Annotated in this window: 17 protein-coding genes and 2 tRNA genes; 12 read left to right on the forward strand and 7 right to left on the reverse strand. The window is 60.7% G+C overall.

What is annotated here, in order from left to right; translation table 11 throughout:
- Window positions 1-29: 29 nt before the first annotated feature.
- The 6 genes from glpX to BM069_RS12715 all read left to right on the forward strand — a co-directional run bounded on the left by glpX (window position 30) and on the right by BM069_RS12715 (window position 6,665).
- Window positions 30-1,004 carry a class II fructose-bisphosphatase gene (gene glpX / locus BM069_RS12690; protein ID WP_093324204.1) on the forward strand — a complete coding sequence of 325 codons (975 nt, stop codon included), beginning with the start codon at window positions 30-32 and terminating at the stop codon, window positions 1,002-1,004.
- An 86-nt stretch (window positions 1,005-1,090) separates the two neighbouring features.
- Complete coding sequence (gene recJ / locus BM069_RS12695) at window positions 1,091-2,833, forward strand: single-stranded-DNA-specific exonuclease RecJ (RefSeq protein WP_093324206.1); 1,743 nt, start codon at window positions 1,091-1,093, stop codon at window positions 2,831-2,833.
- A 245-nt stretch (window positions 2,834-3,078) separates the two neighbouring features.
- A complete protein-coding gene (locus BM069_RS12700; protein WP_093324207.1) occupies window positions 3,079-5,814 on the forward strand; it encodes a cation-translocating P-type ATPase in 2,736 nt (911 codons plus the stop codon).
- A 207-nt stretch (window positions 5,815-6,021) separates the two neighbouring features.
- Window positions 6,022-6,096: transfer RNA gene (locus tag BM069_RS12705), tRNA-Glu, on the forward strand.
- A 45-nt stretch (window positions 6,097-6,141) separates the two neighbouring features.
- A tRNA-Glu gene (locus BM069_RS12710) sits at window positions 6,142-6,216 on the forward strand.
- A gap of 248 nt (window positions 6,217-6,464) precedes the next feature.
- Entirely contained in the window at window positions 6,465-6,665 is a 201-nt protein-coding gene (locus BM069_RS12715; RefSeq protein WP_093324209.1) for a hypothetical protein, read from the forward strand.
- Here the strand turns inward: BM069_RS12715 and BM069_RS12720 are convergent.
- The 5 genes from BM069_RS12720 to BM069_RS12740 all read right to left on the reverse strand — a co-directional run bounded on the left by BM069_RS12720 (window position 6,662) and on the right by BM069_RS12740 (window position 11,892).
- Complete coding sequence (locus BM069_RS12720; RefSeq protein WP_212611541.1) at window positions 6,662-7,144, reverse strand: SAM-dependent methyltransferase; 483 nt, start codon at window positions 7,142-7,144, stop codon at window positions 6,662-6,664. The genes BM069_RS12715 and BM069_RS12720 overlap by 4 nt on opposite strands.
- A gap of 11 nt (window positions 7,145-7,155) precedes the next feature.
- A complete protein-coding gene (locus tag BM069_RS12725; RefSeq protein ID WP_093324210.1) occupies window positions 7,156-8,478 on the reverse strand; it encodes a TRAP transporter large permease in 1,323 nt (440 codons plus the stop codon).
- Window positions 8,475-8,981 (reverse strand): TRAP transporter small permease, encoded by a 507-nt coding sequence (locus BM069_RS12730; RefSeq protein ID WP_244503615.1) that lies wholly within the window; start codon window positions 8,979-8,981, stop codon window positions 8,475-8,477. The genes BM069_RS12725 and BM069_RS12730 overlap by 4 nt, the downstream gene beginning before the upstream one ends.
- A gap of 65 nt (window positions 8,982-9,046) precedes the next feature.
- On the reverse strand, window positions 9,047-9,442 hold the full coding sequence (gene cueR, locus BM069_RS12735; protein WP_093324212.1) for a Cu(I)-responsive transcriptional regulator: 396 nt from the start codon (window positions 9,440-9,442) through the stop codon (window positions 9,047-9,049).
- On the reverse strand, window positions 9,439-11,892 hold the full coding sequence (locus tag BM069_RS12740) for a heavy metal translocating P-type ATPase (protein WP_093324214.1): 2,454 nt from the start codon (window positions 11,890-11,892) through the stop codon (window positions 9,439-9,441). The genes cueR and BM069_RS12740 overlap by 4 nt, the downstream gene beginning before the upstream one ends.
- A gap of 242 nt (window positions 11,893-12,134) precedes the next feature.
- On the opposite strand from BM069_RS12740, the gene xylB reads away from it, so the two are divergent.
- The 3 genes from xylB to BM069_RS12755 all read left to right on the forward strand — a co-directional run bounded on the left by xylB (window position 12,135) and on the right by BM069_RS12755 (window position 16,276).
- Complete coding sequence (xylB, locus tag BM069_RS12745) at window positions 12,135-13,589, forward strand: xylulokinase (RefSeq protein WP_093324215.1); 1,455 nt, start codon at window positions 12,135-12,137, stop codon at window positions 13,587-13,589.
- On the forward strand, window positions 13,586-14,890 hold the full coding sequence (gene xylA / locus BM069_RS12750) for a xylose isomerase (protein WP_093324217.1): 1,305 nt from the start codon (window positions 13,586-13,588) through the stop codon (window positions 14,888-14,890). Before xylB ends, xylA begins: the two co-directional genes overlap by 4 nt.
- An 81-nt stretch (window positions 14,891-14,971) precedes the next feature.
- Entirely contained in the window at window positions 14,972-16,276 is a 1,305-nt protein-coding gene (locus tag BM069_RS12755) for a cytochrome-c peroxidase (protein WP_093324585.1), read from the forward strand.
- Between the two features lie 24 nt (window positions 16,277-16,300).
- Here the strand turns inward: BM069_RS12755 and BM069_RS12760 are convergent, their stop codons facing one another.
- Window positions 16,301-17,842 carry a CRTAC1 family protein gene (locus tag BM069_RS12760; RefSeq protein ID WP_093324218.1) on the reverse strand — a complete coding sequence of 514 codons (1,542 nt, stop codon included), beginning with the start codon at window positions 17,840-17,842 and terminating at the stop codon, window positions 16,301-16,303.
- Window positions 17,832-19,019, reverse strand: coding sequence for an ROK family transcriptional regulator (locus tag BM069_RS12765; RefSeq protein ID WP_093324220.1), 1,188 nt, complete (start codon window positions 19,017-19,019; stop codon window positions 17,832-17,834). Before BM069_RS12765 ends, BM069_RS12760 begins: the two co-directional genes overlap by 11 nt.
- A gap of 214 nt (window positions 19,020-19,233) precedes the next feature.
- Here BM069_RS12765 and xylF point away from each other — a divergent pair, with 214 nt between their 5' ends.
- From xylF to BM069_RS12780, 3 genes are all read left to right on the forward strand, one after another.
- Window positions 19,234-20,262 carry a D-xylose ABC transporter substrate-binding protein gene (xylF, locus tag BM069_RS12770; RefSeq protein ID WP_093324221.1) on the forward strand — a complete coding sequence of 343 codons (1,029 nt, stop codon included), beginning with the start codon at window positions 19,234-19,236 and terminating at the stop codon, window positions 20,260-20,262.
- A 66-nt stretch (window positions 20,263-20,328) separates the two neighbouring features.
- A complete protein-coding gene (locus tag BM069_RS12775; RefSeq protein ID WP_093324222.1) occupies window positions 20,329-21,627 on the forward strand; it encodes a sugar ABC transporter permease in 1,299 nt (432 codons plus the stop codon).
- A complete protein-coding gene (locus BM069_RS12780) occupies window positions 21,624-22,385 on the forward strand; it encodes an ATP-binding cassette domain-containing protein (protein ID WP_212611542.1) in 762 nt (253 codons plus the stop codon). Before BM069_RS12775 ends, BM069_RS12780 begins: the two co-directional genes overlap by 4 nt.
- Window positions 22,386-22,404 lie beyond the last annotated feature (19 nt).

Genomic DNA, 22,404 nt, shown 5'->3' on the forward strand with positions numbered 1-22,404 from the left:
CGGCAGGACCAGTACATAAGGATTTCCCCATGTCGCAATCGCCCGAATTTCACGACCGCATGTTGTCCCTTGGCCTCGCGCGTGTCGCGGAGCAGGCTGCCATCGCTTCTGCCGCGCTGATCGGCAACGGCGACGAAAAGGCCGCAGATCAGGCGGCTGTGAACGCCATGCGTGAACAACTCAATCTGTTGGACATCGCCGGTGTTGTGGTGATCGGTGAAGGCGAACGTGACGAAGCCCCGATGCTGTTTATCGGCGAAGAGGTCGGCACCGGCAACGGCCCCGGCGTGGACATCGCTCTTGACCCGCTGGAAGGCACCACCCTGACCGCGAAAGACATGCCCAATGCGCTGACCGTGATCGCCATGGGGCCACGCGGCTCGATGCTGCACGCGCCCGACACCTACATGGACAAGCTGGCAATCGGCCCTGGCTATCCCGAAAATGTGGTGACTCTCGACATGTCGCCCGCGGAACGCGTCGCCGCGCTGGCCAAGGCCAAAGGCTGTGACCTCTCTGACATCACCGTCTGCATTCTGGAACGTCCCCGCCACGAGGACATGATCGCCGAAGTGCGCGGCACCGGCGCGTCGATCCGCTTGATCACCGACGGTGACGTTGCTGGCGTGATGCACTGCGCCGAAGCCGAAGAAACCGGCATCGACATGTATATGGGTCGCGGTGGCGCCCCCGAAGGCGTGCTGGCAGCAGCCGCTCTGAAATGCATGGGCGGCCAGATGTGGGGTCGTTTGGTGTTCCGCAACGACGACGAACGTGGCCGTGCCGCCAAGACCGGCATCACCGATCTGGATCGTGTCTATTCCCGCGACGAGATGGTCACTCAGGACGTGATCTTTGCCGCAACCGGCGTGACCGGCGGCTCGCTGTTGCCACGCATCAAGCGCAGCCCGGGCTGGATCGAAACCGAAACGCTGCTGATGCGTTCCAAATCCGGCTCTGTGCGTCGCATGACCTACCGCGCGCCGGTGGATCAGACCTCTTGATCACTCGACCAAAGCTTGTTTGACTGGGCCACGCGCCCTGATGGCCCGCCCTTTGGCGGGCCTTTTCATAAGACAAAGGCCACCTCATGAGCGATTTTCTCGATGTCTCCGAAAGCCTGACGGGCCGTCGCTGGGTTGGCCCTGCGGTGGAAATCAGCCGCGCTGCCGAACAGATCGCTCAGGACACCAACCTGCCCCCCGCGCTTTGTGCCGTGCTGGCCCGTCGCGGCGTGCCCGCACAGGAAGCCGCGAGTTTTCTGGAACCAAAGCTCGCCGACCTGCTGCCCGATCCACGCACAATCAAGGATATGGAGGTCGCCGCAGCGCGGTTTTTGCAGGCGGTGAAAGCCAAACAGCGGATCGCGGTCTTTGCCGACTATGACGTGGACGGCGGCACCTCCGCCGCGCTTCTGATCACGTGGCTGCGCGCCATGGGCCTGACAGCCACGCTTTATGTGCCAGACCGGATCGACGAAGGCTATGGCCCCAACGCACCAGCCATGGCAGCGTTGGCCAAGGATCACGACCTGATCATTTGCGTTGACTGCGGCACGCTCTCCCATGACCCGATTGCAGCCGCCAAGGGTGCGGATGTGGTGGTTCTTGATCACCACCTTGGCGGGGAAACCCTGCCGGATTGCGTGGCGGTGGTGAACCCCAACCGTCAGGACGAAAGTGGCGAGCTTGCCCATCTTTGTGCAGCATCAGTGGTGTTTTTAATGCTCGTCGAAGCCAACCGCCAGATGCGCGCCGAAGGCGCGAATGGCCCAGACCTTATGTCGATGCTCGATCTGGTGGCGCTTGGCACTGTGGCGGATGTGGCTCCGCTGATCGGCGTCAACCGCGCGCTGGTGCGTCAAGGTCTCAAGGTCATGAGCCGCCGCGAGCGCGCTGGTGTTGTAGCGCTCTCAGACGTCAGCCGCATGGACAGCGCTCCCAACACATACCACCTCGGCTTTCTGCTGGGCCCACGCGTGAACGCGGGCGGGCGCATTGGCAAGGCCGATCTTGGCGCGCGACTGCTCTCGACAGACAACGAACAGGAAGCCCGCGCCATTGCCGATCAACTCGACCACCTCAACACCGAACGGCGGGATATCGAGGCCGCCGTGCGCGCCGCAGCGCTGGCGCAGGCCGAAGAGCGCGGCCTTGACGCGCCGCTCGTTTGGGCCGCAGGCGAAGGCTGGCATCCGGGTGTTGTTGGCATCGTGGCCTCCCGCTTGAAAGAAAACACCAACCGTCCCGCGATTGTCATTGGCCTTGACGGCGACGAGGGCAAAGGGTCAGGCCGCTCGGTCTCCGGTGTCGACCTTGGCGCATCGATCCAGAAACTCGCGGCCGAAGAGCTGCTGATCAAAGGGGGCGGTCACAAAATGGCCGCTGGTCTCACCGTGGCCCGCGACCAGTTGGAACCTGCCATGGCGCGCCTGTCAGAACTGCTCGCAAAACAGGGCGCGGGGAATGCGGGTCCTGCTGATTTGAAACTCGACGGTCTTTTGATGCCAGCGGCAGCCACCGTCGAACTCATTCAGGACATCGACAAAGCCGGCCCCTATGGCGCTGGCGCACCCGCACCACGGTTTGCCTTTCCCGATGTGGAAATCCGCTTCACCAAACGTGTCGGCGACAGCCATATCAAGGTGACATTCGGCGACGGCTTCGGCGCCCGCCTCGACGCCATCGCTTTTGGTGCCTACGACACGCCGCTTGGCCCCGCACTCGAAAGCCATGGTGGCGCGCGCTTCCATCTGGCCGGTCGTCTGGAGATCAACACATGGGGCGGGCGCCAGACCGTTCAACTACGCCTTGAAGACGCTGCGCGCGCCTAGTTTTTGTTGAGGTCCCCTGCCGTGTTCCGGCTTTGCCGCTGAGCAAAAACAGCCCGCATTCTGCGCGGCCGCGAGCCCATCGGCAATTCACTGCTCATGCGGCGCGGACACAGTCGAATTTTCGGAAAAGTTTCCTACATCCCTAGTGAGATCTCGCCTCAACCCACACCAACTTACCTAACGTGGCCGCCCTCTTCGCCCGCGCGTCTCCGGGTCGGCTGCTCGCTTGGCTGAAAGGCTGTCTCATGACTGTTCCAACCGAAACCCCGAACGCGACACGCGCCACTCCGCCTCCATGGACTCGAACTGCCGAGACCGTTGGCGCCACGCACCAAACCGACATAGACCACGGCCTGACCACAGCTCTGGCGGCCAAAAAACAGGCGGAACACGGTCCAAACAAGCTTGTGGAAGGCGATGCAGTCTCGCCGTTCTTTTTGTTTCTCGAGCAGTTTAAAAGCCCGCTCCTCATCATCCTGATGATCGGGGCGGCGATTTCATTTTATACACAACACTACGTCGACGCAGTTGCCATTGCGGTGATCGTTCTGATCAACGCGGTCATCAGTTTCCTGCAGGAATACCGCGCCGCCCAGTCTCTCGCCGCGCTCAAAGACATGGCTGCGCCCATGGCAATGGTAAAGCGCGACGGTACTTGGATTGAAATTCCCGCAGTCGACATCGTGCCGGGTGACCTGTTGCGCTTTAAGGCTGGCGACATAATCGCCGCAGATGTGCGATTCACCGATGCCGCGCGTCTGGCCGTGGACGAAGCTGCACTTACAGGTGAATCCGAACCTGTCGACAAACACACCCTGCCTATTGAGGACGCAAATATCGTTCTCGCCGACCGGCTGAACATGGGCTTCATGAGCACCAAGGTTACAAACGGCACCGGCGAAGGCATTGTCACCGCCACCGGCATGCAGACCGAGGTGGGCCACATCGCCCACCTGATGGCCACCGCCGAAGATCCGAAAACCCCGCTGCAACTGCGCATCGAAAAGCTCTCCAAAGTTCTGATCGGCGCGGCTTTGGCCGTGGTCGCTGTGGTGATAGGCATCGGCATTTTTCAGGGTATGGACATGACCGAGATGCTCAACACGGCGATCTCGCTGTCTGTGGCCGCGATCCCTGAAGGCCTGCCCACTGTTGTGACCATCGTCCTGACCCTTGGCTCGCAACGCATGGCGTCCAACAACGCTTTGGCCCGCAAGCTCAGCTCTGTTGAAACACTGGGCACGACCTCGGTGATTTGCTCTGACAAAACAGGCACGCTGACACAGAACCAGATGCAGGTTATGCGCGCTTGGGCAGGTGGCAAGACTTGGGACGTGACCGGCGAAGGGTTTGATCCAAACGGCGCCTTTGTCGATGCCCAAGGGAATGAGGCAGACATCCGCAAGGAATTCGACCTGCGCCAGATGCTCAACATTTCCGCCTATTGCAACGACGCCGACCTGGTCACAGTGGATGGCCGCGCCTCCGTGCAGGGCAACCCGACCGAAGGTGCACTGGTCGTGGCTGCCGCCAAGGTTGGCCTGTCGCGGGACCGCCTGCGGGAGCGCAACGTGCAGACGCTGGAAAGCTTCCCGTTTGACAGCACCCGCAAGATGATGAGTCTGCACGTGCAAACGCCAAGCGGCGAGAAGTTCCTCGTTGCCAAAGGCGCGCCGGATGTCATCCTGAACCGTGCCAAAGGCGTTTGGATGAACGGCGCCGTACATCCTTTGACCGACGCCATGCGCGCCGAAGTCGAGGCGGTGATCGACGATTTCGGTTCCCGCGCCCTGCGCACGCTGGCTGTGGCTTACCGCCAGACCGACGACGGAATCTTTGATCCAACGGACCCCGAGCAGGACATCGTGCTGATCGGCATCCACGGCATCATGGACCCGCCGCGACCGGAAGTGCGCGACGCGGTCAGCGACGCCACCAGCGCGGGCATCCGCACGGTGATGATCACCGGCGATCACGCCAAAACCGCACAAGCGATTGCCGAGCAGATCGGCATCAAAACGCGCGACGATCAGACTGTGCACACCGGCGCCGACCTTGATCAGATGTCTGACGAGCAACTGGAGGCGGTCGTGCCCAACGCCGCGGTCTTTGCCCGCGTCACGCCCGAGCACAAGCTGCGCATCGTCAGCGCCATGCAAAACACGGGCGAGGTCGCCGCCATGACCGGTGACGGTGTGAACGACGCCCCTGCTCTGCGCAAAGCCGACATCGGCGTCGCCATGGGCATCACAGGAACCTCGGTGGCCAAAGACAGCGCTGCGCTGGTGCTGCTGGACGACAACTTCTCCACCATCGTCAAGGCGGTGAAAGAAGGCCGGCGTATCTATGACAACCTTCTGAAGTTTGTCCGCCAGGCGCTGACCGCCAACGTGGCCGAGGTCTCTACGATCCTCTTTGCGTTTATCCTGATGGGAGCAGATCCCCTGATGCCGCTGACGCCTCTGATGATCCTCTGGGTAAACCTTGTCTCCGACGGCATCCCAGCTCTGGCGCTCGGCTTTGAAAAAGCCGAAGGCGACATCATGCAGCGCAAGCCGCGAGCCCGCGACGAGGACATCTTTGCCGGTGGTCTCAAGCAGCGCATCCTGATCCGCGGCCTTGCCGTGGGTGCGGTCAGCTACTGGGCCTTCCAGGAGGCGTTGAGCCTCAATCTTGATCTGGAAACGGCGCAAACCATGGCGTTTGTGACCATCATGTTCGCGCAGCTCTGGCATGTATTTGATGCCCGCACGACGACAACGCTCTTCCGCAAGTCGCCGTTTGGCAACCCGAAGCTCCTGATGGCTGTCGGTTTGTCGCTGGCACTTTCGGCCGTCGCGGTCTTCACGCCGTTGGGTCACTTCGTGCTGGGCACCGCAAGTCTGACACCGCAACTGCTGCTCGGATGCGCCTTTGTCGCCGCCTTGCCCACGCTGGTTCTGTCGGGTCTCAAAGAGATCTTTGGGTGGTCCTGGCTTTGACACCGTCGGGCGGGGCCGCGTGCCCCGCTCTACACACAACACCCGCCCAAAAACCGGCAACTTTGGTGTCTTAAAAACGCGCAAAAACTGCGGCCACAGGCGCACTCAGACTGCCAAAGACCGGGATGCGCAAAAATCTCCTCGGCTGCCAAATTTCCACTTGCACCCGTGCGCACCATTCACTAGATACGCGTCACGCTTCAACGCGTCCCGTTCGTCTATCGGTTAGGACGCCAGGTTTTCAACCTGGAAAGAGGGGTTCGATTCCCCTACGGGATGCCAGAAGCCGGGCAAAAAGATCACGTATCTGACGCACCCGAAAAGAGCGTCCCGTTCGTCTATCGGTTAGGACGCCAGGTTTTCAACCTGGAAAGAGGGGTTCGATTCCCCTACGGGATGCCATTTTTTCCACCATGCTCCCCACTCACGCAACCGCCTGCATCGTAGCCGATCGCATACTTCGATCCGCTGTGGGATGCTGTTTTCCCTGTGTGCAAAGGCAAATCCTTGCCGATCCATTGCATTTTAGGAAGATTGTCGCCTCACAACTATAGCTTGGCATCGAATACTCGTCTGTTCACATGGACACGGCGCGCTGCGGGTTTACATATCGGTCATCGCACGCAACCCCTCCAATCGGAGACTTCGCAATGCCCGCCAACCTTTTTTTGATGTGGATTCTGCCATTGGCCAAGGCCCCGACAACGGAGGTGAAGGGCGCGCCCGAAGTGACCGGCTCATTCTTCTGGGCCACCACCAGAGCCGGAGAAGGGTCTTCCCTTCTGGCTGAAACGCAAGCCGACAATCTGGACCGGGCTCCGGGCAGACGCCCGGGCTGGTTGCGCGATTAAAGCACGGGCGGCACATCCACGGCTGGCGCGCTTGGCTTGATGTCCACCAACGGCGTGCCGTCAAAACAATCAATCGCATCAATGCCGATCCGACCGGCCTCAAGATCCAGTGACGTGATCCGCACCGCCGCCAGTGAAATCGGATTGACCCGATTTGGCGAGCGCAATGCGAAGGTGCCGCAGGCCTCGTCACGGTGACGCGGTCTTTGGGTGATCAGATCGCGCCGCGCTTGATGCATCCAGTAGAACAACAAAATCCCCTGCCCGACTTCAAGGCCCGTCAAACCCTGCACAAAGGCCAGTTCCAACTCGACCGTCGCGCCTTTCCCGCTGTCGCGGGCGCGGGTGACATTCTTGGGGCAATCGCCGCGCGCCCACGGGGTGCGGATGCGGCCGATGAACCGGATTTGCGCGTCGACACGCTCCAGCGGGTCAAACCCCAACTGCGTTTCGCCTTCACGGATTTCCGGTTCCATCATCGGTCACTCCATCAATAAATCCACCACACCGCTGCGAGCGTAATCGGCGGGAAGGCCACCAGAATGATCACCCGCACGATATCGGCCAGAACAAACGGCGCGGTGCCGCGGAAGGTTTCGCTGATCGGGATGTCGCGCGCCATGGCGTTGATGACAAACAGGTTCATTCCCACCGGTGGCGTGATCAGACCGACCTCCACAACGATCAGAACGATGATGCCGAACCAAAGGGCAAAGTCCTCACCGCTCATGCCGAAATCCAGCGCCATCATGATCGGAAAGAAGATCGGCACCGTCAAAAGCACCATCGACAGGCTGTCCATCACACAACCAAAGATCAGATAAAGCACAAGCACACAGATCAGGACAAACATCGGCGAGAAGCCCTGTTCAGCCACCCATTGCGCCGAGGTCTGCGGCAATTGCGTCAGCGCAAGGAAGGCGTTGAACATGCCCGCGCCCAACACGATGAAAAAGATCATCGCGGTGGAATTGGCGGTCGCCAGAATCGACTGCACAATCTTGTGCAGATCCAGCCCGCCCGACAAAAGCGCAACCATAGCGGTCAGGAAGGTGCCCACCGCTGCGGCCTCGGTCGGGGTGAAGATACCGGCATAAATGCCGCCCACCACGATCAGGAAGATGAACAGAACCGGCAGCACCATTACCAGCGCCCAGAACCTCTGTCCCCACGGCACCCGCTCTGCGGGATCACCCGAGCCGGGCACAAGTCGCACATAGATCGCCACAACCAGCATATAGCCAACCGCTGCCAGAATGCCGGGAATGAAGGCCGCGACAAAAAGCTTGGCGATGTTCTGTTCCGTCAGAATGGCGTAGATCACCAAAATCACCGACGGCGGAATGAGAATGCCCAGCGTGCCGCCTGCGGCCAAAGCCCCCGTCGCCAGCGGCCCCGAGTAGCCATAGCGGCGCAACTCCGGCAAAGCGACCTGCCCCATAGTGGCGGCTGTTGCCAAAGAGCTGCCGCAGATCGCGCCAAAGCCCGCACAGGCGCCAATGGCCGACATCGCCACCCCGCCTTTCAGGTGCCCCATCCAGGCCTCTGCGGCCTTAAACAGGCGCTTGGACATGCCCGAGTGGGTGGCAAACTGCCCCATCAGCAAAAACAGAGGCACAATCGACAGGGAATAGCTTGAGAAGGTGCTGAAGGTCAGGTTCTTAAGCTGCCCCAGAACCATCGCATGGCTGTCCATGATCATCCATGTGCCGCCCACGCCCACCGCCATCATCGCAAGGCCAATCGGCACCCGCAGAAAGATCAACGCCAAAAGAACAGGGAAGGACCAGATGCCAATTTCCAGATCGCTCATGCCCCACCTCCCGGCAATGCCTTTAGGCTGCGAAGCACGCAAAACAGAGACACAATGACAAAGGCCACCGCACCCACCATCGCCGCCGCATAGGCCTGCCAGATGTCAATTTGTAGAATGAATGTGGTCTCGTAGTAGGACTTCTTGTCGAGCATCCCCAACCACAAACGCCAGCAGATCACCACCGCAGCAAAGGCCATGCCGATGTCCGCGATCAGGTCGAGAAGGTTGTTGCCGATGCGCCCGAAGGAGGGTTGAAACAGATCGACCCGCGCATGCCCGCGCACATATTGGCAGTAGGGCAGGAAGGCAAAAATGGCGAAGGCCATGCCCATTTCCAAAAGCTCCACATCGCCGGGCACCGGCTTGAGGCCAAATGGTATCAACCAACGGCCGGTGATCGACACCGTGACCATGATCACAAGGCCGATCAAAACGACCCCGCCCGCCATCGCCACAGCACGGGCCAGCCAGCCCACTGCTTTGTCCAAAAATCGGTACACGTTTGCCCTCCCCAATTTGTCGCCACAATGGCGATGGGGATGCACCTGTCAACAGTTACAAAAATTCAGGCTTCCGGCACGCCGCCAAGGCTGTCCAGTATCGGACAATCAGGGCGGTCATCGCCCGCACAACACGCCACCAAATGCGACAGTGTTTTGCGCATTTCCTGAAGCCCCGCGATCTTGGCATCTATGTCCACCAAGTTCTGTTTGGCGACCAGTTTGACGTCTGCAGACGCCCGCCCCCTGTCCTCATATAGGGCCAGCAACGTACGACAGTCCTCGATCGTGAAACCAAGCGATCTCGCCCGCCCGACAAAGGCGAGCTTGTGCAAATCCCGGTCGGAAAATTGCCGGTATCCGTTGGCGCTGCGCGCGGGCCGGATAAAGCCGATATCCTCATAGTAGCGAATGGTTTTTGCCGGCAGGCCCGAGCGCTCCGCCACATCTCCGATATTCATGCTGCAGCCTCCTCTGGCATAGCCGCTTTGACCGAGCGCAGCCGCAACGCGTTGGTCAGCACAAAGACACTCGACAAGGCCATCGCGCCAGCCCCCAGCATGGGCGACAACATAGGACCGCCCACCAGATAAAGCGCGCCCGCAGCAACGGGAATCAGCGCAACGTTGTAGGCAAACGCCCAAAACAGGTTTTGGCGAATATTACGGATCACCGCTTGCGATACCGTGACAGCGTTCACCACGCCGCGCAAATCGCCCGACATCAAAACCACGTCTGCGGCTTCAATGGCAACATCCGTGCCGGTTCCAATCGCAATCCCCACATCTGCGGCTGCCAGCGCTGGCGCGTCGTTAATGCCATCACCGACAAAGGCCACCGCACCCATTGTGTCCGACATCGCTTTCAACGCCGCAACTTTGCCTTCCGGCAGAACCTCTGCGACCACGTGGTCAATGCCAAGCTGCGCGGCCAAGGCCTCTGCTGTGGCACGGTTATCGCCCGAAATCATCGCGGTTTTCACACCCATCTGATGCAAGGTATCCACAGCGGCGCGGCTTGCGGGTTTCACTTTATCCGAGACCGCAAGAAGCGCCGCACTTCGCCCGTCTAGGGCTGCAAACACCGGCGTTTTTCCTAAATTCGCAAGCCGTTCGGCCTCGCCCTTCAGCGCAGAAATATCGACGCCTTCCGCCATCATGAACCGATCCGCGCCAACAAGGACCTCTCGGCCCTCAACGGTTGCCCTCAGCCCCATGCCGACAACCGCCTCAAAATGCTCGGCCTCTGGCAGGTCATTTTCTGCCGTCTCAATCACAGCCTGCGCCAGCGGATGCTCCGATCCTTGTTCCGCCGCCGCCACAAGGCGCAAAACCACTGCCTTCTCAAAGCCCTCTGCCACGAGAAAATCACTCAGACTCGGCCGCCCCTCGGTCAGTGTGCCGGTTTTGTCAAAGGCCACCACTTTGCAATCGCGCAACCTCTGCAGCGCATCGCCGCGCCGGAACAAGACACCGAGCTGCGCCGCACGTCCCGTGCCAACCATGATCGAGGTCGGCGTCGCCAGCCCCATCGCGCAGGGGCAGGCAATGATCAGCACCGCCACGCCAGCCACCATCGCATGGCCCAGCGCAGGCGACGGGCCAAACACCAGCCACAGCACCACGGTCAGCACCGCAAACCCGATCACCGCAGGCACAAAAACCGCTGTGATCTTATCCACCATGCCCTGTATCGGCAGCTTCGCCCCCTGCGCCTCGCGCACCATCGATATGATCTGGGCCAGCATGGTCTCTGCGCCCACCGCCTCCGCCTCAAACCGCAGTGCGCCCTGCCCGTTGACCGTGCCACCGACAACCATTGCGCCGGCGATTTTCTCGACCGGCACAGGCTCACCGGTGATCATCGCCTCGTCCACATAGGACCGCCCGTCAATTACCCGCCCGTCTACGGCAATCTTCTCACCGGGGCGCACCACAACCACGTCGCCCACCGCGATCTCGTCAATCGCGATCTCTTTGTCCTCCCCCTTGCGCTCCACCCGCGCCGTGCGTGGTTGCAGGCCCACAAGCTTGCGAATGGCTTCGCCCGTGCGCCCCTTGGCCCGCGCTTCCATCCAGCGCCCCGCGAGGATCAACACGACGATCACCGCTGCGGCTTCATAATAGACATTTACCGTTCCGGCAGGCAGCCAGTCCGGCGCAAAGGTCGACACCACCGAGAACAGGAATGCCGCCGACGTGCCCATCGCCACCAGCGAATTCATGTCCGGCGCGCCTTTGAACAGCGCGGGAAAGCCTTTGGTATAAAACTGCCGCCCCGGCCCAGCGAGCAGGATGGCAGTCAGTAGAAACTGGATCACATGGCTAGTGAACGTGGCGACATTGGCCGCGATCCAGTGGTGCAACGGCGGATAAAGATGCCCGCCCATTTCCACCAGAAACACCGGCAAGGCCAAAGCCGCCGCCAAAACCACCTTTCGTTTCAGCGCCGCCGCCTCATCGGCCTTACGATCCACGACCGTCGCCTCCGCCTGTTGCAGGCGCGCCGGATAACCCGCCCGCGTGGACAAAGCCGCCACCTGTGAGGCAGTGATCACCCCTTCGGCGTAGCGCACCTGCGCCGTTTCCGTCGCCAGATTGACCGAAGCGTCGATCACGCCCTGCCCCGCCGCCAGCGCCGTTTCCGCTCGCCGCACGCATCCTGCGCAGCTCATTTCCGAAATTTCCAGCGTCGTGGTCGCAATCCGCGCCGGATAGCCCGCCTTGTCCAGCGCCCTAAAAAGCGTTTCGGCCTCCGCTGGTGCGTCAAACACCACATGCCCGGTTTCTGAAGCAAGATTAACCGATGCCTCGCTGACACCCTCCACTCCCGCAAGCGCCTTCTCTGCGCGGCCAACACAGCCCGCACAGTTCAACCCTGCAATCTGGAAATCCAACACATGCGCCGTCATCGACTCGCCTTTCTGTCTTACCTGACAGCGTACATAAGGCTTCCAGTTGGTGGAAGGTCAAGCGCGTGAACCGCATAACTGCCATGCGTGCAAATACGCTAAAAACAAGGGAAAACCGCCACCGCAAGGCGTTCGGGATTTTTCCGTTTAAACAAAAATGCGCAATCTTCTGCATTTCTAGTTTGATCTCTGAATTAATTTGAGGCAAAAACTAATTGGAGGAGACACAAAGGAGATACCCCATGTTTGTGGGAATCGACCTTGGCACATCCGGCCTGCGCGCGCTTTTGATCGACGATGCGCAACGGGTCATTGCAGCCAAGGAAGCATCATACGACACAACACGCCCGCACGCAGGCTGGTCTGAGCAACGACAGTCCGACTGGACCGACGCCTGCATCAAGGTCTTTGCCGAATTGCGCGCCGAGGCGCCCGACGCGGTGGCCGCGATCCGTGGCATCGGCGTGTCGGGTCACATGCACGGCGCCAACCTGCTGGATGCCGACGGTACGCCCCTGCGCCCTTGCATGATGTGGAACGACACACGCTCGGTCGCGCAGGCCGCGCGTTTGGACGCCACCGAAAACGTGCGCGATCTGTCGGGCAACATCGTCTTCCCCGGCTTCACCGCGCCCAAAGTGGCTTGGGTGGCCGACAACGAACCAGACATCTTTGCCAAAACCGCCAAAGTTCTGCTGCCAAAGGATTATCTCAACTTCTGGCTCACCGGCGTCTACGCCTCCGACATGAGCGACAGTGCCGGCACAAGCTGGCTTGATGTGGGCGCACGCGACTGGTCCGACGAGTTGCTCGCCGCCTCCGGCATGCGCCGTGACCAGATGCCAGACCTGTTCGAAGGCTCCGAAGCCATCGGCACGGTCAGCCCCGACGTTGCCACACAACTCGGCCTGCCCGAGGGCGTGATTGTCGCCGCTGGTGCGGGCGACAACGCAGCCGCCGCTTGCGGCATCGGCGCTTTGGGAGAAGGCGACGGATTCGTCAGCCTTGGCACCTCCGGTGTGCTGCTCACAGGTCGCGATGCCTACGCCCCCAAACCGGCCAGCGCAGTTCACACCTTTTGCCACGCGATCCCCGACCGTTGGTATCAGATGGGCGTGATCCTTGCCGCCACCGACAGCCTCAACTGGCTCTCCCGCAACCTGCAAGAAAGCCCAGCCGATCTGACACGCGCCCTTGGCAGCAGCATCAGCGGCCCCGGAAAAATGCGCTTCCTGCCTTACCTCTCGGGCGAACGCACACCGCACAACGACGCGGACATTCGTGGCGCCTTCATCGGGCTCGACATCGCCTCAGGCCACGAGGCCCTGACGCAAGCCGTTCTCGAAGGTGTCACCTTCGCACTCAGAGACAACCTTGAAGCGCTGAAATCCACAGGCGCGGACCTCAAACAAGTCATCGCTATTGGCGGCGGCAGCCAATCGCCCTTCTGGGTCGAACTCATCGCCACGGTGCTCAACCTGCCCATCGCCCTGCCCAAGGCAGGCGAGTTTGGCGCAGCCCTTGGCGCGGCACGGCTGGCAATCTGCGCCGCCGACAAGGCCGATCCGGTCGCCACAATGACCCGACCCGAGATCGACACGATCATCCAACCGCGCGCCGAGCTGCGCGACCAATATGACGCGGCCTACGCCGCCTTCCGCAACTCCTACTCCGGCATAAAGGCCCTGCAATCATGACCGATTTTTTCTCCGGCATCGCGCCGATCAAATACGAAGGTGCCGACAGCACCAACCCGCTGGCCTTCCGCCACTACAACCCTGACGAAGTCGTCATGGGCAAGCGCATGGAAGACCACCTGCGCTTCGCCATCGCCTACTGGCACAGCTTCGCATGGGAAGGTGGCGACCCCTTTGGCGGCCAGACCTTCGTGCGCCCGTGGCATCCGCAGGACCAGATGGCGACCGCGAAAATCAAAGCCGACGCCGCCTTTGAGATGTTCGACATCTTGGGGCAGCCCTACTTCTGCTGGCACGACGCCGATATCCGCCCCGAAGGCGACACCTTTGCGGAAAGCCTCAAGAATTTCGAGGCGATCATCGATTACTTCGGCGAGAAAATGAGCACCCGCAAGGTGAAACTCCTCTGGGGCACCGCCAACATGTTCAGCCACCGCCGCTGGATGTCGGGCGCGTCGACCAACCCCGATCCCGAGGTTTTTGCCTACTCCGCCGCAACCGTGAAAACCTGCATGGACGCGACCATGAAACTGGGCGGCGAGAACTATGTTCTGTGGGGCGGCCGCGAAGGCTATGAAACCCTGCTCAACACCGACATGGGGCGCGAGCTCGACCACATGGGCCGCTTCCTGAACATGGTGGTGGACTACAAACACAAAATCGGTTTTGAGGGTCAAATTCTGGTTGAGCCCAAGCCGCAGGAACCCTCCAAGCACCAATACGACTTTGACGCGGCCACCTGCTATGGCTTCCTGCAAAAGTATGGCCTTGAAAACGACGTCAAACTGAACCTCGAACAGGGCCACGCCATTCTTGCCGGCCACAGCTTTGAGCATGAGATCGCCACCGCCTCCGCTTTGGGTGTGCTGGGCAGCATCGACATGAACCGCAACGACTATCAATCCGGCTGGGACACCGACCAGTTCCCCAACAATGTTCCCGAGGTGGCGCTGGCCTATTACCACATCCTCAAGGATGGCGGCTTCACCAAAGGCGGCACCAACTTTGACGCCAAACTGCGTCGCCAGTCGCTCGACGCCGACGACCTGATCGCGGCCCATGTGGGCGGCATGGACATCTGTGCCCGCGGCCTGAAAGCGGCGGCGGCGATGATTGAAGACGGCGGTTTGGATACCGCACTGGCCGAACGCTACGCCGGTTGGGACAAACCAGAAGCTCAAGCGATGCTGAATAGCGATCTTGGCAGCATCTTCGACAAAGTGACCGGCGAAGGCATCAACCCCGCGCCGAAATCCGGCCGTCAGGAGATCCTGGAAAACTATGTGAACCGTTTTGTTTGATCCTGACAGATGCGGAATTGACTGACACACTGCCCCCTCGCGCTTTTGCCGGCGCGAGGGGTTTTTGATTTGGAATTGACCATGCGCCAGCTTTTGACTACCGCTCTTGCCCTTCTGCCCTTGGCCGTAGGCGCTGCCGACCTGCCCAAGCCCGACGCGGTGTTTCCGGAGCAGGACGCGGCCGAAGTGCGCCTTGGCTGGCAGCTGTTTTACGACCCGATCCTGTCGGGCAACCGCTCGGTCAGCTGCGCCACCTGCCACCACCCCGATCTTGGCACGTCCGATGGTCTATCCTTGGGCCTTGGCGACGGAGCAACCGGTCTCGGCACCAACCGTGTGATCGACGACGCGAACCCGCCTGAACAACGCATCCCGCGCAACGCGCCCGCGCTCTGGAACCTCGGGGCCACTGAATTCACAGTATTTTTCCACGATGGACGGTTGGAAGACGACCCCACGCGCCCCTCCGGCATCCGCACGCCGTTGGGTGCGGAAATGGAGATGGGCTTCACCAATGCGCTGGCCGCGCAGGCCATGTTCCCTGTGCTGTCGGGTGACGAAATGGCAGGGCATTATTCGGAAAATGACGTGGCCCAAGCCGTGCGCCTTGGCCGTTTGACAGGAGACGGCGGCGCATGGGACATTCTAGCACGACGCGTCGAAGCCATCCCCGCCTACCGCGCCGCCTTTGACGAAGTGATTGGTGCGGGCACCCCGATCCACTTCACCCACATTGCGAATGCCATGGCGGCCTTCATCACCGTTGAATGGCGCGCCGACAAGAGCCCGTTTGACGCCTTCCTGCGCGACGGCACACCGTTGCCACAAGACGCCGCCGCGGGCATGGATCTGTTCTACGGCAAAGCGCAATGCAGCAGCTGTCACAGCGGATTGTTCCAGACCGACCACGATTTCCATGCCATTGCCATGCCCCAAATCGGGCCGGGCAAAGCCGCGCGGTTTGAGCGCCACAACCGCGATGTCGGCCGTGGCCGCGTGACCGGCAACGCGGTTGATTTCTACGCCTTCCGCACGCCATCTTTGCGTAACGTGACCGAAACCGCGCCCTACGGACATGCTGGGGCCTATGCCTCGCTTGAGGATACAGTGCGCCATCACCTTGATCCTGTCGCGGCGTTGGAGAGCTACAGCATTGAAAAATCGCTGCTTTCGGAAGGTGACTTTGCCAACGATACGGCGCTGATGCAGCAAGCCGCAGAAGTCGCTGCTGTGGCGGCGGCCAACGCGCTGCAACCGGTGGACCTGACCGACCAAGACGTGTCCGACCTGCTCGCCTTCCTCGGTGCGCTGACGGACTATGACAGCCTCAAAGGCCGCCTTGGCGTGCCAGAAACCGTACCGTCAGGATTGCCGGTCGACCGCTAAACCGGACCTACGGGCGATACCCCCTCAGTACTCCGCGGACGCCAATCCATTGCCATCGGCCCAGAGCATCCAAACCGCGCCGGTCTCAAGCGAAACCCAGTCACTCACCGCGCCTTCCGGCCAGATCACCCGCGCCTGCACCTCATTGACATCGCCCAAGCCAAAGTGCTCCGGTGCGCTGACACCGCCCGCATGGCCACCGCCAACAACGACCTCCCGAACATAGGTCCGGTCGCCCGCTTTCACCTCAACAAAGGCACCAACCGCGTCGCCGTTGCCGCCTTCACCCAACAGAGACACGCCAAGCCAGTGGCCGGCGCCCTCGGTCACGTTGCGATACACTTCTATCGGCGCACGCCGGTTGACCACAACCAGATCCAACAGACCATCGTTGTTCAAATCCGCCAACGCCGCCCCGCGCGAGCGTTCTGCAGTGCCGACACCGGCCACGCCGCCACGTTCCTCAAACGACCCATCTTCCTTTTGCATCAACAGGTTGTTGGGGTCTTCCATCGCCGCATCCGGCATTTGCTCTACATTGCCCTTGGCGATGAACGCATCATCCAGCCCGTCGTTGTTCACATCGCCAAACGCAATGTGCCAGCCGGTCGATGGCCGCCCGTCATCGCCCTGATAGGGTCGGTGCGCCGACGTACCCATCGCATAAGGCACATCCTCAAATGACGGGCCGCCCCCCTCTGTCCGGCGCATCAAACGCTGATCTCCCATCGAGCTTAGAAACACTTCGCTCTGCCCGTCGAAATCAAGATCACGGCTGGCAATGCCCATGCCCCAGAGCATATGCGTCGCCCAGCCATCCGCCTCGCCGTAGAGGCGCGGCTTGTCTTCCATAGCCCACATCTGCTCCGCCCCACCTTTGACGTAGTAGTGCCGGTCATTGCTGATCCGCAGATCTGCGCGCCCCTGCCGTCCCCAATCGGAAAACAACATCGACAAAGGACAATACCCCGGCGCCAGAACGGATTTCTCGTACTTCCGCCCGTCCGGACGAAACAGCGTGTTTGTGTCACAGGCTTCAAACGGCCCCGCCGGATTGCCGCGATCGACATAGTTGCCAAAGGCCAGTGTCGGCAGGCTGTTGCCCTCTTCCCAAGTCGCAGAGAACGCGGTTGTCCAACCGTCGCCCCCCTCAAAACCGTCAATCTGCATCGGGCGGAAGGAACACTCCGGCCCACCTTTGAGCAGTATGTTCTCGCCCACACGCAACAGAGCCAAATCGCGCCAGCCGTCGCCATCGATGTCCAGCGCATAGGCTCCGCTCACGCCTGTCACCGCCACCGCGTCCGGCGTCGTGGTTTCAAAGCGCATGTCGCCACCGATATCCGAACGATTGCGCATCAATACGGCAGGGTTTTCGCCACCTGCGGCCACCAGATCGGACAATCCATCTCCGTCACAGTCAAACACCGCCACGCCGCCGCCGACAAAATGTTCCCAGCCGCCCGCGTAAACATGCGCGTCCACGGTCACGGGCGCAAACCGCACCTCGGCGTTCGCGCCAGTTGCCAAACCGACGCCCAGCGCCGCGCAAACCTTAAGCCACATGGTCTTTCATCTCCTGCAAAGCCAGTTCCGAGACATTGTCGAGCGCATAGGCCGCGGCCCCGCGGGCCCACATCTGGTTGCCCCATTTGTGCACCACCACTTCGGGCGGCGCCTTGTCCACTTGCACAATCAGCTTGCGCATCACCTCTATGACCTCTTCGGCATAAAGGTGGCTTGCCTGCATCTGCTCACCGGCGAGGATGATCAGCTCGGGGTCAAAAATATTCACAAGATTGGCCAACCCCATGGCGAACATGCGCCCCGCGCGCTCGACAATGGAGCCCGCAACCGCGTCGCCGCCCTTTGCCGCCGCCAGAAGTTCCTCGACCTGACGGCTGTCCTGACCGCCGCTTGCGCTCATCGCTTCACGCAAAAGCGCATAGTCTGCCACATAGGCCTCAAGACATCCCCGCTGTCCACAGCGGCACAAGGCGCCTTCAAGCTGCACTTTGGTGTGACCGAATTCCGCCCCGCACCCACGGGTGCCACGGTAAATCTCGTCGTTGATCACAACACCCATGCCGACGCCGCTTTCAATCGTGACAACGATAAAGTCGGAATGCCCCTGCCCTAGGCCAAAGCTTTTTTCGGCCATCGCCACAAGATTGGCGTCGTTGTCCAGAAACACCGGAATACCAAGCGTTGCCGTCAGGATCTTGCCGAACTCGACATTGCGCGCGGTCAGCGAAGGCGACCAATGCACGAACCCACGCGGCGCATCCACGATCCCCGCGATCCCCAGACCAAAACCGGCCACATCCGCCAAGGAGCGATCAATTTTTTCCGCCAACTCGCCGACGTGGCCTGCCAAAAGCGCTGCCAACTCGCCCGACTCATGGGCTGTCTGATCCAACTCGACCTCATGACCGGCCAGTTGGGTGCCTTCAAAATCCAGGAGCACCAACGACACGGAGCGGTTCGAAATCTTGCCCCCCGCGATCAAACGCGCCGCGCCGCGCACCTTCAAATCGACCTTGGGACGCCCCCGCCCCTTGTCCGAAGATTCGCTCATAACCTCTTCGATCAGACCCTCACGCAATAGCTCTGCGGTGATTGTTGTGACCGTGGCGCGGCTGATTCCCGTCAGTTCGGCGAGGTTGATCCGCGGAATGCGTCCATGACGGCGAATTTCCGCGAACAGGGTCCTGCGACCAATTTCTCTTTGATTTACCGACATCTACACCACATTCCTTTGCGTCATCGCCGCCTTAAACAGTCTTTATCACGGCGCAAGCGATCCGACGAGAGGGCGCGAGTTTGCCGATTTTTTCAAGATTAGCTTATTTAATTTGATTTACAAATTTAATCCGCTAACATGGTCTCACCAGCCCGCAGAGTGATTCACGCTGTGAGCCTTTGACGGGATCTGGATCGAATATTGGGAGGAAACCATGAAACTATTCGCATCCGCGACGGCGATCATTGCCGGCGCATTTATGAGCACCGCCGCGCTGGCCGACGATCTTGTTGTTGGTGTCAGCTGGTCCAACTTCCAGGAAGAGCGCTGGAAAACCGACGAAGCCGCCATCAAGGGCGCGCTTGAAGCTGCCGGTGCCACCTACATCTCCGCCGACGCGCAAAGCTCTTCGTCCAAACAGCTAAGCGACGTTGAAAGCCTGATCGCTCAGGGCGCCGACGCTCTGATCATTCTGGCGCAAGACGCACAGGCCATTGGGCCGGCTGTTCAGGCCGCCGCTGACGAAGGTGTGCCGGTTGTCGGCTATGACCGTCTGATCGAAGACCCACGCGCGTTCTATCTGACCTTTGACAACGTCGAAGTTGGCCGCATGCAGGCCCGCGCTGTTTTCGAAGCGATGCCCAAAGGCCGCTATGTCATGATCAAAGGGTCCCCGACCGATCCTAACGCAGACTTCCTGCGCGGCGGTCAGCAAGAGATCCTTCAGGCAGCCATCGACGCCGGTGACATCGAAATCGTTGCAGAAGCCTACACAGATGGCTGGCTGCCTGCGAACGCCCAGCGCAACATGGAACAGATCCTAACCGCAGCCGACAACGGCGTTGACGCGGTTGTGGCGTCCAACGACGGCACCGCCGGCGGTGTTGTTGCTGCGCTGACTGCACAGGGCATGGAAGGCATTCCGGTATCCGGTCAGGACGGCGACCACGCGGCTCTGAACCGTGTTGCCAAAGGCCACCAGACTGTTTCGGTTTGGAAAGACGCACGTGACCTCGGCAAAGCCGCCGGTGAAATCGCCGTGGCTCTCGCAGGCGGCACCATGATGGACAAAGTGGACGGCGCAATGGCATGGACCAGCCCTGCTGGCACCGACATGACCGCCATCTTCCTGAAGCCGGTTCCGGTCACCAAAGACAACCTGTCTGCCGTTGTTGACGCAGGCTGGATCACCAAAGACGCTCTGTGCCAGGGCGTATCGGGCGGCCCCGCCCCTTGTAACTAAGTCTTGAAACACAGCGCTGTTCCGACAACGATCGGGACAGCGCCCCTTTAGACAGAGTCCCCCAAAATGTCCCAATCTGACGCAAGCGATCTTGCCCCGGGCAAGAAACGCTCCCTTATTCACACGCTGGAACTGGACCTTCGCCTGCTCGGCATGATCGGCGCCTTTGTAGTTCTCTGCATCGGTTTTGATATCGCCACTGGCGGTCGCTTCCTGACCCCGCGCAACATCTTCAACCTGACGATCCAGACGGTTTCGGTCGCCATCATGGCCACTGGCATGGTTTTCGTCATTGTGACCCGCCATATCGACCTCTCGGTCGGCGCGCTGCTGGCAACCTGTTCCGCCGTCATGGCGATGACACAGACCCAGTTCCTGCCAAACGTGCTTGGCCTTGGCTTTGAACACTGGCTGACGCCTTGGGTCACAATCGCGGTCGGCCTTGCTGTCGGAACCCTGATCGGCGCCTTCAACGGCTACCTGATTGGCTACCTGACCATTCCGGCCTTTATCGTGACGCTGGGCGGTCTGCTGATCTGGCGCAACGTCGGCTGGTATCTGACCTCGGGCAAAACCATTGGCCCGCTGGACCAGACCTTTATGAAGTTTGGCGGCATCAACGGCACTCTGGGTGCCACCGGAAGCTGGATCGTTGGTCTTCTTGCTGTGGCCGGTGCGATCTATGGCCTCTATGCCTCGCGCAACAACAAAAAGCGCCACGGCTTCACCGTGAAACCGCTTTGGGCAGAGGGCGTGCTTGCCGGCATCATCTCCGCAGCCATCCTCGGGTTTGTCGCCGTGTTGAACGCCTACGAAGTTCCGACCCGCAAGCTCAAGCGCATCTTTGAAGCGCAGGGCGAGGTCATGCCCGAAGGCTACACCCAGTCCTACGGCATCCCGATCTCGGTGCTGCTGCTGATTGCCATCGCCATCGCGATGACCATTCTGGCGCGTCGCACCCGTCTGGGTCGCTATATCTTCGCCACAGGCGGCAACCCTGACGCGGCAGAGCTTTCGGGCATCAACACCCGCCTGCTCACGGTGAAAATCTTCGCCCTCGTCGGCGCGCTCTGTGCGATCTCCGCGGTTGTGGCCTCCGCCCGTCTGGGCAACCACTCCAACGACATCGGCACACTGGACGAGTTACGCGTGATCGCTGCGGCTGTCATTGGCGGCACCGCGCTCGCAGGTGGCGTCGGCACGATCCACGGAGCCATCCTTGGCGCCTTGATCATGCAGTCGCTGCAATCGGGCATGGCGATGGTTGGCGTTGACGCGCCGCTTCAGAACATCGTTGTCGGGGCCGTTCTGGTTCTGGCGGTTCTGATCGACATCATCTACCGCAAACGCACAGGAGAAGCATGATGAGCACCCCTCTTGTTGAAATGAAGGACATCTGCATCTCCTTTGGGGGTGTCCACGCGGTCGACCACGTCAGCGTCGATCTGCAACCGGGCGAAGTTGTCGGCCTTCTGGGCCACAACGGGGCGGGCAAGTCGACCCTGATCAAGATCCTGTCGGGCGCCTATCGGGCCGACAGCGGCGAAATCCGTATCAACGGTGACAAGGTCGAGATCCACAATCCCCGCGACGCGCGCGCGCTCAACATCGAGACCATCTACCAGACGCTTGCGCTGGCCGATAACCTCGATGCGGCGTCCAACCTGTTCCTCGGGCGCGAACTTGTCACGCCTTTCGGGCTGGTGGACGACGACGCAATGGAGGCCGAATGCCGCAAGATCATGGGCAAGCTCAACCCGAACTTCGCCAAGTTCAACGAGCCTGTCTCTGCCCTTTCGGGGGGTCAGCGTCAGTCGGTGGCGATTGCCCGTGCGGTCTATTTTGACGCCAAAATCCTGATCATGGACGAACCCACGGCGGCCCTCGGCCCGCATGAGACCCAAATGGTGTCCGAGCTGATCCAACAGCTCAAGGCACAGGGCATCGGCATCTTCCTGATCAGCCACGACATCCACGACGTGCTTGAACTTTGTGACCGCGCCAGCGTCATGAAGAACGGCAAACTCGTGGGCACCGTGGACGTCAAAGATGTGACCGACGATGACCTTCTGAGCATGATCATTCTGGGCAAACGCCCCGAAGGCGTGAACGTTCAAGGTTAAACACAAAAAGAAAAGGTTG

This window comes from Shimia haliotis (assembly GCF_900114415.1).
GTDB classification, from domain to species: Bacteria; Pseudomonadota; Alphaproteobacteria; order Rhodobacterales; family Rhodobacteraceae; genus Shimia; species Shimia haliotis.